We start from the raw sequence: 13,806 nt of genomic DNA on the forward strand, positions 1-13,806 counted from the left end.
CATGTTTTCCGGGCGTTTGAGGCGTAGGCTTGCGATGTTCCCAGTGCTTCGCTCCGCGACTCGCCCGGTGGGGCTTGATAAATATTCACAAAATAGCATATGTTGGCGATCGCCGGTTGGACAGGAGGTCCCGAATGCCACGTCACATCATCCCGTTCTTGCTCGCCCTGACCCTGCCGCTCGCCGCCGAGGCGCAAGACACCATGCAGGCACGTCAGGTGGAAATCCCCGAGTGGAAGGCCGTTTTCGGGCGCATCGAGACCCGCGACAGCATACCTGCGCGCTCGCGCCTTGGGGGAACGTTGGTGGAGCTAGGCGTTGCCGAGGGAACGCGGGTGGAGGAGGGCGACCTGATCGCCACCGTCAGCGACGAGAAGTTGGCGCTGCAGCTTGGCGCCGTGGACGCGCAGCTGCGATCGCTCCAGGCGCAGCTCGAAAACGCCCGGACTGAGCTGGGGCGGGGCGAAAGCCTGCTGCAACGCGGTGTCACGACGGCACAGAACCTCGATTCCCTGCGCACGCAGGTGAACGTGATCACCGGCCAGATCGATGCCGCCGAGGCAAACCGCGAGGTGCTGCTTCAGCAGGAATCCGAGGGCGCGGTGCTGGCGCCGCTGTCCGGGACGGTGCTCAACGTGCCGGTGACGGCGGGCACGGTCGTCATGCCGGGCGAAACCATCGCGACCATTGGCGGCGGCGGGTTCTTCCTGCGGCTTGCGGTGCCGGAGCGCCACGCGGGGTTCCTCGAGGAGGGGGCCGGGATCCGGATCGGCGGCGGAGCGGAGACGCAGACCGGCACCCTGGCGAAGGTCTATCCGCAGATCGAGAACGGCCGGGTGATCGCGGATGTCGAGGTCGAGGGCCTGAGCCAGGATTTCGTCGACGCCCGCGTTCCGGTGCGCTTGCCTGTCGGCGTGACCGAGGCCGTGATCGTGCCGCCGGAGGCCGTGAGCTCGCGCATGGGGCTCGATTTCGTCACCGTGGAGGGGCCGGACGGCGCGCCCGTACAGCGCACGATCGTCCTTGGGGAGGCCGTCGAGATCGACGGTGCGCCCGCCATCGAGGTCCTGTCCGGGCTGAAGGGCGGCGAGACACTGGTGGCGCACCATGAGTGACCAGTCCGATCCCATGCGCCGCGGCATTGCCGGCGGCCTGACCAGCGCCTTCATCCGTTCCGCGCTGACCCCGCTCATCATCCTCGCCAGCTTGGCGGTTGGCCTGATCGCCCTTGTCAGCCTGCCGCGAGAGGAGGAACCGCAGATCTCGGTTCCGCTCGTCGACATCCACATCCAGGCGCCCGGGCTCAAGGCTGAGGACGCGATGAAGCTGGTGACCGAGCCGATGGAGACCATCGTCAAGGGCATCAACGACGTGGAGCACGTCTATTCCCAGACCGCAGACGACTACGCGATGGTCACCGCCCGGTTCCTGGTGGGCACCTCCTCGGACTCGGCCATCCTGCGGGTGCACGAGAAGGTGCGGGCCAACATGGACCGGATCCCTGTGGGCATCGACGACCCGCTGATCGTCGGCCGCGGGATCGACGATGTCGCCATCGTCTCGCTGACCCTCACGCCGGCTGACCCACAGAGCGAGGTGACGGCGAATGACCTGACGCGCATCGTGCGCGAACTGCAGGTCGAGGTCGCCAAGATCCCGGACGTGGGCCTCACCTATATCGTCGGCGAGGCCCCGGAAGCCATCCGCATCGCGCCGGACCCGGAGCGGCTCGCGCTCTACGGCGTCACGCTTCAGCAACTCGCCGGCAAGGTGCAGGGGGCCAACCGCGCCTTCTCGACCGGGCTGGTGCGCGACGGCGGCGAGCAGATCGCGCTCGTGGCCGGTCAGACACTCAAGGTCCCGTCCGAGGTCGCGAACCTCCTGCTGACCACCCGCGACGAGCGCCCGGTCTATGTGCGCGACGTGGCCGACGTGAGCTTCGTGCCCGACACGTCGGACCGCATCGTCGCCAATGTGACCCGGGCGGAGGACGGCACCATCACCCGTACTCCGGCGGTGACGCTCGCCATCGCCAAGCGCGCCGGCGCCAACGCGGTGGTCGTGGCCGAAGGGATTCTGCACCGTGTCCACGAACTCGAACACGAGCTGATCCCCGACAGCGTGTATGTCGAGGTCACGCGCGACTACGGCGAGACCGCGAACGAGAAAGCCAACGAACTGCTGTTCCATCTCGGCCTCGCCACCGTCTCGATCGTCGCTCTGGTGCTCTTTGCCATCGGCTGGCGCGAGGCCATCGTGGTCGCCATCGTGATCCCTGTTACCATCCTGCTCACGCTCTTCGCGGCATGGATTATGGGCTACACGCTCAACCGGGTGTCGCTCTTCGCGCTGATCTTCTCGATCGGCATCCTGGTCGACGACGCCATCGTGGTGATCGAGAACATCGCCCGCCACTGGGCGATGCCGGACAAGGCCGACCGCGTCACCAAGGCCATCCGCGCCGTGGCGGAGGTGGGCAACCCGACCATTGTGGCGACGCTGACCGTGGTGGCGGCGCTGCTGCCGATGCTGTTCGTGTCGGGACTGATGGGCCCCTACATGAGCCCGATCCCGGCGAACGCCTCCGCCGCGATGATCTTTTCCTTCTTCGTGGCGGTGATCATCACGCCATGGCTGATGGTCAAGATCGCGGGGCGCGCGCCCGCGCACGACCCCGAAGGCAGTGCGCATCATGGTGGCGCACTGGGGCGGATCTATGCCGCTGTCGCCCGGCCGCTTCTGCGGACGAAGGGCGGGAGCCTGGTTTTCCTGCTGCTCGCGGCGGCGCTGTCGTTCGGCTCGCTGGCCGCGCTTTACACCCGCGACGTGACGGTCAAACTGCTGCCCTTCGACAACAAATCGGAGCTTTCGGTGGTGATCGACCTGCCGGAAGGCGCCTCGGTGGAGGAGACCGACGCGGTCGCACAGGCGGTGGCGCGTGAAGTTCTGGAACTGCCCGAGGTGGTCTCGGCGCAGACCCATGCCGGCGACGCGGCGCCCTTCAACTTCAACGGGCTGGTGCGGCACTATTACCTGCGTGCGCGGCCGGAGATGGGTGATGTGCAGGTCAACCTGACCCCTAAAACCGACCGCGACCGGACCAGCCACGACATCGCGCTGGAGATCCGCGAGCGGATTGCCGGGATTGAGGTGCCGGAGGGCACCAGCCTCAAGACGGTGGAGCCGCCTCCGGGGCCACCGGTGATCGCGACCCTCCTGGCCGAGGTCTACGGCCCCGACGGAGAGACACGTCGCGCGGCTGCGGAGAAAATCCGCGCGGCCTTCGAGGAGGTTCCGTTCGTGGTCGACGTGGACGACAGCTTCGGCGTCCAGCCGCGGCGGCTCAGGGCCACGATCTCCAGCGACCAGCTCGAGTTCTTCGGCGTCCAGGAGAGCGACGTCTTCGACACGCTCGGGATCCTGAATGCCGGCACGACGGTGGGCTACTCGCATCGCGGCGACGGCCGCTACCCGATCCCTATCACCATCGAGCGGGACAAATCCGACCGCGTGGTCGACGAGAGGTTCCTCTCCACCCCGATCCCGGCCAACGTCCTTCCCGGTGCGCGCGGCGTGGTGGAACTGGGCGACGTCGTCGAGATCGCGGAGGAAAGCGCCTCCTTCCCCATCTTCCGTCACAACGGACGCGCGGCCGAAATGGTGATGGGCGAGTTGGCGGGCGAATTCGAGGCGCCGCTCTATGGCATGCTCGCCGTGGCCGAGGTGCTGGACGCCATGGAGTGGGAAGAGGGCACGAAGCCCGAGATCCGCCTCAACGGCCAGCCCGAGGACGAAAGCGTCGTGACCCTGCTCTGGGATGGCGAATGGGAGGTGACCTGGATCACCTTCCGCGACATGGGCGCGGCCTTTGCCGTGGCTTTGCTGGGCATCTACATCCTCGTGGTGGCGCAGTTCGGCTCGTTCCTGCTGCCGCTTGTGGTGCTGACACCGGTGCCGCTGACCTTCCTGGGGATCATGGCCGGGCACTGGCTGTTCAACGCACCGTTCTCGGCCCCGTCGATGATCGGCTTCATCGCGCTCGCGGGCATCATCGTCCGGAACTCGATCCTGTTGGTCGACTTCATCCGTCACGCGGACCCGTCGAAGGACAAGCTCGAGACACTGATCGAGGCGGGCTCGATCCGCTTCAAGCCGATCCTGCTGACGGCCGTGGCCGCGATGATCGGCGCCGCGGTGATCCTGGCCGATCCGATCTTCCAGGGGCTGGCGCTGTCGCTGCTGTTCGGTCTGCTCAGTTCGACCCTGCTGACAGTGCTGGTGATCCCGGCAATCTACCGTGTGTTCCGCACGTGATCGGAGTGTCGGTGCGGAACACGAGCCGCGCCGACACCGAATTTTCGTTCGAAAAATCGTATGCCTCAGGTGTATTCCGCTGCGTCCTGATCCACCGCCCAGAGCATGTCCTTCAACAGGTCGGGATCGGCCGAGTGGACCCTGTTCCAGGTCGGGATGAAGGGCGTATCGGCAGGGTTCTCGAGGAAGACGTGACCGGCGACCACGATGTTGCGCGCGAACAGCTCTATCGACTGCTCCTCCTTGTGCCTGTCGATCGCGAGCCCGTTCATCTTCGCGTCGTTGTAGTAGCAGTCGAGCAGGTCGAGCGCGGAGCGGTAGTAGGTGGCCTTCAGCGAGCGGAAGACCTCCTCGGAAAACACCGTCCCGTCGGCGGCGAGCTTGCGGAAGATCGCCTTGCAGATGTCGATCGACATCCGCGACAGCCCGGCGGACGCGTCTTCCTCGCTCAGCGGCTGGTGCTTGTGGTCGTAGGCGTCGGAAATCTCCACCTGGCAGACCGATTTGGGCGCCAGGTTGCGCCAGGCCTCCGAGAGCACGCCGATCTCCAGCCCCCAGTCGGACGGGATGCGCAGGTCGGCGAGGATCGGAGCGCGCATGGCGAACTCGCCTGAAAGCGGGTAGCGGAAGCTGCGCAGGTAATCGAGATAGTCGCGATCGCCGACGACCCGCTTGAGTGCGATCAGCAGCGGGGAAACGAGGAGGCGGGTCACCCGGCCGTTCAGTTTCCTGCCGTCGGTCCGCGGATAGTATCCCTTGGCGATCTGATAGGGGAAGGTCGGGTTGGCGACCGGGTAGACCAGCCGGGCCAGCATGTCCTTCGAATAGGTGACGATGTCGCAATCGTGGATCGCCACCACCGAACTGTCGGCGCAGGCGAGCAGGTAACCCAGGCAGGTCCAGACGTTCTTGCCCTTGCCCGGCTCGGCGGGGGCGAGGCCGAGATCTTCGAGCCGCTGCTGGATCGCCAGCATCCGGGGACTGTCGTTCCAGATCACGACGTGGTTCTGCGGCAGCACGGAGAAGAACTTGCTGGCGTGCTTGAACTGGGCCTCGTCCGCCCGGTCGAGCCCGATCACGATCCGGTGCAGGTAAGGCACCTGCGCCAGTTCGTCGAGGATCGCCGGAAGCGCCTCGCCCTCCAGTTCTGAGAACAGCGAGGGCAGGATAAGCGAGATCCTGCGGCTGGCCGCGAAGGTCGACAACTCGGCCGTCAGCGCCTCGGTGCTGGTGGAGCGCAGGTTGTGCAGCGTGGCGATGTTGCCGTTCTGGTGGAAGTCCGCCATGGGGCGCCTCTCCTGTTCCTAGATGCCAAGTGTGTCGAGCAGATCGAGCACCGCGGTGTTCCAGCCTTCCGGGCCAGGGGCGGCGGTCCGGCGGACCCGTCCGTCGGCCTCGCCGTCAAGCGCGGGCAGCGCCGTGCCATGCGGGTTGGCGACGATCACGCCGTACTCCGCGGCCTCGATCATTTCGCGGTCGTTGGGTGCATCGCCGAGCGCCAGGCGCGGCGGATTGCCGTACCGGGCTGCGATCTCGTCCATCCGGTCGGCCTTGGTGCCGCCGAAGGACAGGGTCAGGAAACGTCCGCCCCGCCTTGCGGTCACGCCCTGCGCGCCGAGCGCCTCAAGGAAGCGTTCCAGCTCCTCTGGGGTGCCGTGCCAAAGCCCGGGCTCCGAGAACTGCCTGCTCGCGGCAAGATGCGCTTCGGTCGGCGGCAGGCCGGTCACACGCGCGACCCCGTCGGGGCCGAGGTCGGAGAAGCCTTCGAACAAGCCGCGGATATCGGACGGAGTCGCGCCGAGCGCCGCGATCAACCGGGCGTGGTCGGGGGAGCCGGCCTCGGCTTCGGAACCTGAATCCAGGAGGCCCGCACCATTCTCGACGATCGCGGGGCAATCGGAGCAGCCGATCCGATCGCGAAGCAGGGCCAGTTCCGCGGCGGTCTTGGAGGATGCGAGGATCAGGGGAATGCCCGCTTCTGACAGACGGTCCAGCGCCGGGCGGGCCGGCTCGGGCGAGTAGGTTTCGTGATCCAGCAGGGTGCCGTCGAGGTCGGTGAAGACGATCAACGGGGGATTCCGCATACGGCACTCCAAGGTTGCGCGCGGCCGTCGCGGCCCGCTCCATCGGTGGCATCCTAGGGCAGCTTTTCCGAAGCTGCGAGAGCAATGCTGCCGTTCTCTCAGGACCTTACGCCGCAAACTGCCTCGCTGTCGCGGCAAAAGGAGGGACAGGCCGCCGGAGCGGCCCGCCCGGGGTTTGTCAGAGCGTGATACGATAGCTCGCGAAGCCGTCGGCGCCTTCGCCGGCGGGCTCGATGGTGACGGCCTTCACGTCGGAGATGTGGTCGGCCGCCTTGGGGCCGGTCTCGAACAGGACGGTGGTGCCCTCCATCGGCGCAAAGCTCCAGTTGCCGTCCGCCGTCGGGTTGATCGTGCCCTGTTCGACGATGTAGCGCACGATGACGTCGCGGTTGGTATCGGGCGCCTCGAGGATGATCGTGTCGCCCATCGCACCGGGGAAGGAGCCGCCACCGCTCGCACGGTAGTTGTTGGTGGCGATGACGAACTCCATGTCGTCGGTCACCGGTGCGCCTTCGAACTCCAGGTTGACGATCCGGCTCGCCTCCGGGTTCAGCTCCTCGCCCTTCGGCCCGAAACGGGACGGTTGGGACAGGTCGATCTGGTAGGTTACCCCGTCGATCACGTCGAAATTGTAGGACGGGAACTCGGGGTTCAGCAGCGGTGCGTCGGTGCTGCCGGGCGCGACCTGGTTGAACATGCCAGCCGACCGCTCCAGCCAGCCCTTGAGCTCGGCGCCGGTCACCTTCACCGCGCGCACGGTGTTGGGATAGAGGTAGAGGTCGGCGACGTTCTTGATCGCCACGTCGCCCACCGGCACGTCGGTGTAATACTCGGGGCCGCCACGGCCGCCGGCCTTGAACGGCGCGGCGGCGGAAAGCAGGGGCAGGCCCTCGTATTCCGCGCCCTTCAGCATCTGGCCGACATACCATTTCTGGGCGATCGAGACGATCTGCACCGACGGATCGTCCGCCACCAGCGCGAAGTAGCTGTGAAGCGGCGCATCGGTCTTGCCGACCGCGCGGCGGACATAGGCCAGCGTTTCCTCGTGCACGTCCCGGACCGAGTCGAGAACCGACTCGTCGTCCTCCACCAGCGCGGTGATCGAGCGGTCCTCGTTGCGCTTCGAGATCGGGCGTGCCTCGGTCTCGAAATTGACCACCCGCCAGGCGTCGCCGTCACGCTCCAGCATCAGGTCGATCAGGCCCATGTGCGAGCCCCAGAAGCCGCCCATCACGGCGGGCTTGCCGTGGATCGTGCCGCGTTCGGCGTCGACGGCGGCGTAGTCGGCAAAGGTGGGCGACGGGAACACGAGGTGGTTGTGCCCGGTCATCAGCGCGTCGATGCCCTCGACCTCCGCAAGCGGCACCGAGGCGTTCTCCATCAGGTCTGTCCGGTCGGCCGAGCCGATCCCGGAATGGCTGAGCGCGATGATCAGGTCGCAGCCTTCCTCGCGCATCTGCGGCACCCAGGCCTGCGCCGTCTCGACGATGTCGCGGGTCTGGACGTTGCCCTCGAGGTGTCGGCGGTCCCAGTTCATGATCTGAGGTGGCACGAAGCCGATCAGGCCGACGCGGATCGGATGGGTGGTGCCGTCGCCCATGGTGATCTCGCGGTCGAGGATCACGTAGGGTTTGATGAAGGTCGTGTCCTTCGTCGGGTCTGCGCCCATTTCCTTCGCGATGTTCGCGCAGACCACGGGGAATTCCGCCCCGGCGAGAGACTTCTCGAGGAAATCGAGCCCGTAGTTGAACTCGTGGTTGCCCAGCGTCGAGGCGTCGTAGCCGACCGCGTTCATCGCGGTGATGATCGGGTGCATGTCGCCTTCCTTCATGCCCCGCTCGTAGGCGATGTAGTCGCCCATCGGGTTGCCCTGCAGGAAGTCGCCGTTGTCCACCAGCATGGAGTTGGTCGCCTCGGCGCGGATGCCCTCGATGATCGTGGCCGTGCGCGACAGGCCGACCGTGTCGATCGCGCGGTCGGAATAGTAGTCGTAGGGGAAGACGTGCACGTGCAGGTCGGTCGTTTCCATGATCCGCAGGTGGGCCTGGTTGTTGGCGGCGCGGGCGGAGAAGGGGTGGAGAGTGATCAACGAGGCGCCTGCAAGACTGCCCGCGAGGAATCCACGGCGGGAAAGTTGGAAAGTGGTGTTATGCGGCATGGCCAGCTCCCGGGTCATGAGTGTCTGTCGGGAGTATGGCACCGCGATAACATCTGTATGAACCTGATTCCGTAGTCGGTGGAAAAACTTCTCGTCGCAAGGCCGCCGCGCCGAATTTGTCTGTTTCCATGCAAGCGAGCCGAAACCGAATGCCTTCAGAGGTTTGCGCCTGCGCCCGGCACGTGGCAAGGGTCGCGGGATCGATGGCAGGAGGCAGGTGCAATGCGACTCGCGGAGACGGTGACCTTTGGCGGCGGCGGTCTCGCGCGCGTGGCCGAACTGCGCGGCGACCGGGACGCCATCGAGCGACTCATGGCCGATCCGGCCGCGAAGATCCTGCCGATGTGGCAGGCCAAGCCCCTGGTGCATGGCGAGGCGACGCTGGGATTGCGCGGCGTGCCGGCAGATGCCGAGATCCTGCGCCATGCCGAGGAGCCGCCGATCTTTCTCGGCCTCGACGGCAAGGTGCCATGGTTCGCTGCCGATGTCTCCGCCTGGGTGCCGGAGGGGCAGGTCGTGGAAACCGTCGGCGCCTTCGTCGACCTCTCCGAACAGCTCTATCCCGATCTCGGCGAGGACAGCCGCTTCGTCGAGCTGCGGGCCAGCATGACCCGGCTCTCGCCACTGGATGCCGAGATCGCGGCCACGGCGCGGGCGCTGCATGCCTGGCACGGAACCCACGGGTTCTGCGCCCGCTGCGGGGTAAAGACCCACCCGGCCAAGGCCGGCTGGCAGCGTGACTGCCCGGCCTGCGGCGCGTCGCATTTCCCGCGCACCGACCCGGTGGTGATCATGCTCATCACCCACGGCAACTCGGTGCTGCTCGGGCGGAGCCCCGGCTGGCCGGAGGGGATGTTCTCGCTGCTCGCGGGCTTCGTGGAGCCGGGCGAGACCGTCGAGGCGGCGGTGCGGAGGGAGGTCGTCGAAGAGGCGGGGGTCGAGGTCGGCGCGGTCTCCTATCTCGCCTCGCAGCCCTGGCCATTTCCGGCCTCCCTGATGATCGGTTGCCGCGGGCAGGCGAAGAGCCGCGCGATCCGGATCGACCCGGAAGAGATCGAGGAGGCCATCTGGGTCAGCCGCGAGGAGATGCTCGAGGTCTTCACGGGCGGGCATCCGCGCATCAGGGCGCCGCGCAATGGCGCGATTGCGCGCTTCATCCTGTCACACTGGCTTGCGGATCGGCTGGATTGACGCGAAACATCGCCGTGAAAAGCACGAACACCGGGGACACCAAATGAAGCTTTCGACCCAAGAGGAGATCGACGCGCCGATCGAGCGGATCTGGGCCGCGGTCACCAATGCCGGCGATTACGAGCGCCAGGTGCGGCGCAAGGGCGTGGAAGTGACGCGTCATTCGGAAGGTGCCGATCTCGGCGTCGGCACGACCTGGACCGCGAAGTTCGACTTCCGGGGGCTGCAGCGCGAGCTTCACACCGAGATCTCGACCTTCGACGCGCCGAACCTGCTGGTGCTCGATTCGGTCGTGGGCGGGGTGGACGCCGTGGCGCAGGTCGAGCTGACCGAGCTTCCCGGCAATCGCACGCGCCTCGCTGCCTCGGTGGACATGAAGCCGACCTCGATCCCGGGCCGCGTGCTGATCCAGACGCTCCGGCTGGCCAAGACGACGCTGACCAACCGGTTCCAGCGCCGGGTGCGCCGCTTCGCCCGCGAGATGGAACAGCTCTGATCGCCGCGCGGCGTCAGTGACGCCGCGGATCGGCGGGGTAGACGCCCAGGATGTCGAGCCGGTCGGTGAAATAGGCCAGCTCCTCGAGCGCGAGCTTCACGCTGCGGTCGTCGGGGTGGCCTTCGATGTCGGCATAGAACTGCGTCGCCGAGAACGAGCCGTCGACCATGTAGCTTTCCAGCTTGGTCATGTTGACTCCGTTGGTGGCAAAGCCGCCCATCGCCTTGTAGAGCGCGGCGGGGATGTTGCGGACGCGGAAGACGAAGGTGGTCATCATGCCGTCGTCGCCGCGCCGGCTGTGGTCGGGCTGGCGCGACATGATCAGGAAGCGCGTGGTGTTATGCGCCTGGTCCTCGATGTGTCGGGCCAGGATGTTGAGGCCATAGGCTTCCGCCGCGAGGTCCGAGGCCAGCGCGCCGACGTTGCGCAGCCCGCGCCGCGCGATGTCGGCCGCAGCACCGGCGCTGTCTGCCGCCGCTTCGCCACGGATGCCGAACTGGTCGAGGAAGCCCCGGCACTGCGGCAGCAGGACGAGATGGGCACGCACGGTCTCGATCTCTTCCATCTGCACGCCGGGCAGGGCCATCAGGCTGATGTGCACGCGCACGAAGGCTTCATCCACGATATGCAGCCCGCTTTCGGGCAGCAGGCGGTGGATATCGGCCACGCGACCGTAGGTGGTGTTTTCCACCGGAAGCATCGCCAGATCGGCCTTTCCGCTCTGCACGGCCTCGATGGTTTCCTCGAAGGAATGGCAGGGCTGGGCTTCGTATTCGGGCCGCGCGTCGTGGCAGGCCTGGTGCGAATAGGCACCGGGCTCGCCCTGGAACGCGATGCGGGGACGATCTGTCATTGGTTTTAGCCCCTGATTATCAAGTTGATGCGACGATATGGCGGGTGACCGGGCAAACTTCAACTTGCACCATGGGCCGTGAACCACGATAGATGCGCGAAACGTTCATTCAGCGGGATGCGACATGTTCGACACGATGACACTCACCAAGACCGTTGGCGCCCTCTGCGGGTCCCTGCTGGTCTTTCTGCTTGGCGTCTGGGCCGCCGAATCCCTCTACCACGTGGGTGGCGGCCACGGAGATGAAGACCATCAGGCCTATGTGATCCCAACCGACGAAGGCGAGGAAGCCGGCGGCGAAGAAGCCGAGGAAGTGGATTTCGGAGCCCTGCTCGCCAACGCGGACGTGGGCTCGGGCGAGACGCTGTTCAAGAAATGCCAGGCCTGCCACGCGCTGGAGCCGGGCGTGAACAAGGTTGGCCCGTCGCTGCACAACGTGGTCGGCAAGCAGGTTGCCGCAGAGGCAGGCTTTGCCTATTCCGGCGCGCTGGTTGCCGTGGCCGACGTCTGGACCCCCGAGCACCTCAACGGTTTCCTTGAGAACCCGAAGTCCTACGCGCCGGGCACCAAGATGTCCTTCGCCGGCTTCAAGAAGGCCGAGGACCGCGCCGACATCATCGCCTACCTGGAAAGCGCCGGCAGCTGACCGCGCGCCATTTCGGCGAAAGACATGCCGCCTCTCCGCAAGGAGGGGCGGTTTTTCGTTCCGGTCGGTCGCGCCCGCCCGGATGACCGGTGCTCACACGGGCTCACGGAATCTCGCCTTGTCGATGCTGCGCATGCTCACTAGCCTGCCTTGCAACGCTCGAGACACAACCGCCGCGAGGATGCCCGATGACTCTGACCCGCTTCCTGCCTTCCCTGCGCTCCGCCCTGACCGCCGGGGCCCTGCTCGCGCTGTCGACGGCAGCCCTGGCCGCGCCCGAGGGGTGGATCACGTCGCACGGCATATCGACCTTTCCGGGCGAGCTGAAATACCCGGCCGACTTTCCGCATCTCGAATATGTGAACCCTGACGCTCCCAAGGGCGGCGAAATGTCGATCTGGGCCTTTGGCGGCTACGATTCGATGAATCCCTACACGATCAAGGGCCGCGCCGACCGGCTCGCGAGCGCCCCCTACGAGAGCCTGCTGGAAGGTGTGGCCGACGAGATCGGCAGCGACTACGGCCTGCTCGCCGAAAGCATCGAATACCCGGAGGACCGCAGCGAGGTGATCTTCACCCTGCGTCCGGAGACGAAGTTCTCCGACGGCTCGCCGCTGACCGCCGAGGATGTGCTGTTCACCTACGAGCTGTTCCGCGACAAGGGCCTCCCCAGCTTTCGCGCGGTGCTGCGCCAGCAGGTCGAGAGCGCCGCGGTGCTCGACGAGCGACGCATCCGCTACGTCTTTGTCGAGGACCAGCCCAAGCGCGACCTGATCCAGACCGTGGGTGGGCTGCCGGTGTTCTCCAAGGCGCATTACGAGGCCAACGGGCTCGACCTCGAGGAAAACTCGATGACGCCGTTCCTCGGCTCCGGCCCCTATGTGCCGGCGGTGATGAACGTGGGCGAACGCACGATCTACCGCCGCAACCCCGACTACTGGGGCAAGGATCTGCCGCAGAACATCGGCCGGCACAATTTCGACAGTATCCGCCTGGAATACTTTGCCGACTACAACGTGGCGCTCGAGGGCTTCAAGGGCGGGGCCTACCACTTCCGCAACGAGGCCAGTTCCAAGAACTGGGCCACCAGCTATGACTTCCCGGCCGTCAACAACGGCCATGTCGTCAAGGCCGAGCTGGACGACGGGACGATCGCGACCGGCCAGAGCTTCGTGATGAACCTGCGGCGGGAGCAGTTCAAGGATCCGAAGGTGCGCGAGGCAATCGGGCTTCTGTTCAACTTCGAATGGTCGAACGAGCAACTCTTCTACGGCATCTACGAGCGGATCAATTCCTTCTGGGAGAACTCCGACCTCGCCGCGACGGGCCTGCCCTCCGAGGCAGAGCTGGCGCTTCTGGAACCGCTGGCCGACAAGCTGCCCGAAGGCGTGCTCGACAGCGAGCCGGTCATGGCGCCGGTCTCCGGCCCGCGGCAGCTCGACCGCGGCAACCTGCGCAAGGCGTTGGCGCTGCTGGACGAGGCGGGCTGGGAAGTGGGCTCCGACGGGATGCGGCGCAAGGACGGCAAGACGCTGAAGGTGGAATTCCTGAACGACAGTCAGACCTTCGACCGCGTGATCAACCCCTATGTCGAGAACCTGCGCCGCGCAGGCATCGACGCCGTGCACAACCGCGTGGACCAGGCCGAAGCGACCAACCGCGAACGCTCCTACGATTTCGACATCATGACCGACCAGTTCCCGATGGGGTATATCCCCGGTGCGGGGCTCCAGCAGTATTTCGGCTCGGAGACGGCCGACAGCTCGGTCTTCAACTCCATGGGCCTGAAATCCGAGGCGGTGGATTCTCTGATCGACACCATCACCGCCGCCGAAACCCAGGAAGAGCTACAGGCCGGTGTGCGCGCGCTCGACCGGGTGCTCCGGGCCGAGCGGTTCTGGGTGCCGCAATGGTACAAGAACAAGCACACCGTAGCCTATTTCGATATGTACGAGCACCCCGAACCCTTGCCGCCCTATGCGCTCGGCAATCTGGATTTCTGGTGGTATAACGCCGAAAAGGCCGAGAAGCTGAAAGCAGCCGGCGTGCTGCGATAACAACAAC

The 13,806-nt window shown here is 66.2% G+C and carries 10 protein-coding genes; 6 read left to right on the plus strand and 4 right to left on the minus strand.

Going from position 1 to position 13,806, the window contains the following annotated elements; translation table 11 throughout:
- The first annotated feature begins 134 nt into the window (after nt 1-134).
- Nucleotides 135-1,115, plus strand: coding sequence for an efflux RND transporter periplasmic adaptor subunit (locus tag CHB86_RS00125; RefSeq protein WP_089230530.1), 981 nt, complete (start codon nt 135-137; stop codon nt 1,113-1,115).
- The gene (locus CHB86_RS00130) at nt 1,108-4,314 is read left to right on the plus strand and encodes an efflux RND transporter permease subunit (protein WP_089230531.1); all 3,207 of its coding nucleotides are present in this window, start codon (nt 1,108-1,110) and stop codon (nt 4,312-4,314) included. Before CHB86_RS00125 ends, CHB86_RS00130 begins: the two co-directional genes overlap by 8 nt.
- A 65-nt stretch (nt 4,315-4,379) precedes the next feature.
- Here the strand turns inward: CHB86_RS00130 and CHB86_RS00135 are convergent, their stop codons facing one another.
- The 3 genes from CHB86_RS00135 to CHB86_RS00145 form a co-directional block, all read right to left on the minus strand.
- The gene (locus CHB86_RS00135; RefSeq protein ID WP_089230532.1) at nt 4,380-5,600 is read right to left on the minus strand and encodes a glycosyltransferase family protein; all 1,221 of its coding nucleotides are present in this window, start codon (nt 5,598-5,600) and stop codon (nt 4,380-4,382) included.
- An 18-nt stretch (nt 5,601-5,618) separates the two neighbouring features.
- Nucleotides 5,619-6,398, minus strand: a complete 780-nt coding sequence (locus CHB86_RS00140; RefSeq protein ID WP_089230533.1) for an HAD-IIB family hydrolase — start codon at nt 6,396-6,398, stop codon at nt 5,619-5,621.
- Between the two features lie 178 nt (nt 6,399-6,576).
- Nucleotides 6,577-8,556 carry a bifunctional 2',3'-cyclic-nucleotide 2'-phosphodiesterase/3'-nucleotidase gene (locus CHB86_RS00145; RefSeq protein ID WP_089231533.1) on the minus strand — a complete coding sequence of 660 codons (1,980 nt, stop codon included), beginning with the start codon at nt 8,554-8,556 and terminating at the stop codon, nt 6,577-6,579.
- Nucleotides 8,557-8,778: 222 nt separating this feature from the next.
- Between CHB86_RS00145 and nudC the strand changes: the two genes are divergently transcribed.
- Together nudC and CHB86_RS00155 are read left to right on the plus strand one after the other, a co-directional pair.
- The gene (gene nudC / locus CHB86_RS00150; protein ID WP_089230534.1) at nt 8,779-9,747 is read left to right on the plus strand and encodes an NAD(+) diphosphatase; all 969 of its coding nucleotides are present in this window, start codon (nt 8,779-8,781) and stop codon (nt 9,745-9,747) included.
- A gap of 43 nt (nt 9,748-9,790) precedes the next feature.
- Nucleotides 9,791-10,243, plus strand: a complete 453-nt coding sequence (locus tag CHB86_RS00155) for an SRPBCC family protein (RefSeq protein ID WP_176442720.1) — start codon at nt 9,791-9,793, stop codon at nt 10,241-10,243.
- A 13-nt stretch (nt 10,244-10,256) separates the two neighbouring features.
- Here CHB86_RS00155 and CHB86_RS00160 read toward each other — a convergent pair whose 3' ends face one another.
- Nucleotides 10,257-11,096 (minus strand): prephenate dehydratase, encoded by an 840-nt coding sequence (locus CHB86_RS00160; RefSeq protein ID WP_089230536.1) that lies wholly within the window; start codon nt 11,094-11,096, stop codon nt 10,257-10,259.
- A 124-nt stretch (nt 11,097-11,220) separates the two neighbouring features.
- Between CHB86_RS00160 and CHB86_RS00165 the strand changes: the two genes are divergently transcribed.
- Nucleotides 11,221-11,742 (plus strand): c-type cytochrome, encoded by a 522-nt coding sequence (locus tag CHB86_RS00165; RefSeq protein WP_089230537.1) that lies wholly within the window; start codon nt 11,221-11,223, stop codon nt 11,740-11,742.
- 188 nt (nt 11,743-11,930) lie between these two features.
- A complete protein-coding gene (locus tag CHB86_RS00170) occupies nt 11,931-13,799 on the plus strand; it encodes an extracellular solute-binding protein (protein WP_089230538.1) in 1,869 nt (622 codons plus the stop codon).
- Nucleotides 13,800-13,806 lie beyond the last annotated feature (7 nt).

It is taken from the genome of Tropicimonas sediminicola (assembly GCF_900188335.1).
GTDB lineage: Bacteria > Pseudomonadota > Alphaproteobacteria > Rhodobacterales > Rhodobacteraceae > Tropicimonas > Tropicimonas sediminicola.

Bases quoted from the DNA above. Each gene is read 5' to 3' on its own strand.
- CHB86_RS00130 (WP_089230531.1), top strand. From the start codon at position 1,108: ATGAGTGACCAGTCCGATCCCATGCGCCGCGGCATTGCCGGCGGCCTG.
- CHB86_RS00155 (WP_176442720.1), top strand. From the start codon at position 9,791: ATGAAGCTTTCGACCCAAGAGGAGATCGACGCGCCGATCGAGCGGATC.
- CHB86_RS00145 (WP_089231533.1), bottom strand. From the start codon at position 8,556: ATGCCGCATAACACCACTTTCCAACTTTCCCGCCGTGGATTCCTCGCG.
- CHB86_RS00165 (WP_089230537.1), top strand. From the start codon at position 11,221: ATGTTCGACACGATGACACTCACCAAGACCGTTGGCGCCCTCTGCGGG.
- CHB86_RS00140 (WP_089230533.1), bottom strand. From the start codon at position 6,398: ATGCGGAATCCCCCGTTGATCGTCTTCACCGACCTCGACGGCACCCTG.
- CHB86_RS00125 (WP_089230530.1), top strand. From the start codon at position 135: ATGCCACGTCACATCATCCCGTTCTTGCTCGCCCTGACCCTGCCGCTC.
- CHB86_RS00170 (WP_089230538.1), top strand. From the start codon at position 11,931: ATGACTCTGACCCGCTTCCTGCCTTCCCTGCGCTCCGCCCTGACCGCC.
- CHB86_RS00135 (WP_089230532.1), bottom strand. From the start codon at position 5,600: ATGGCGGACTTCCACCAGAACGGCAACATCGCCACGCTGCACAACCTG.
- CHB86_RS00160 (WP_089230536.1), bottom strand. From the start codon at position 11,096: ATGACAGATCGTCCCCGCATCGCGTTCCAGGGCGAGCCCGGTGCCTAT.
- nudC (WP_089230534.1), top strand. From the start codon at position 8,779: ATGCGACTCGCGGAGACGGTGACCTTTGGCGGCGGCGGTCTCGCGCGC.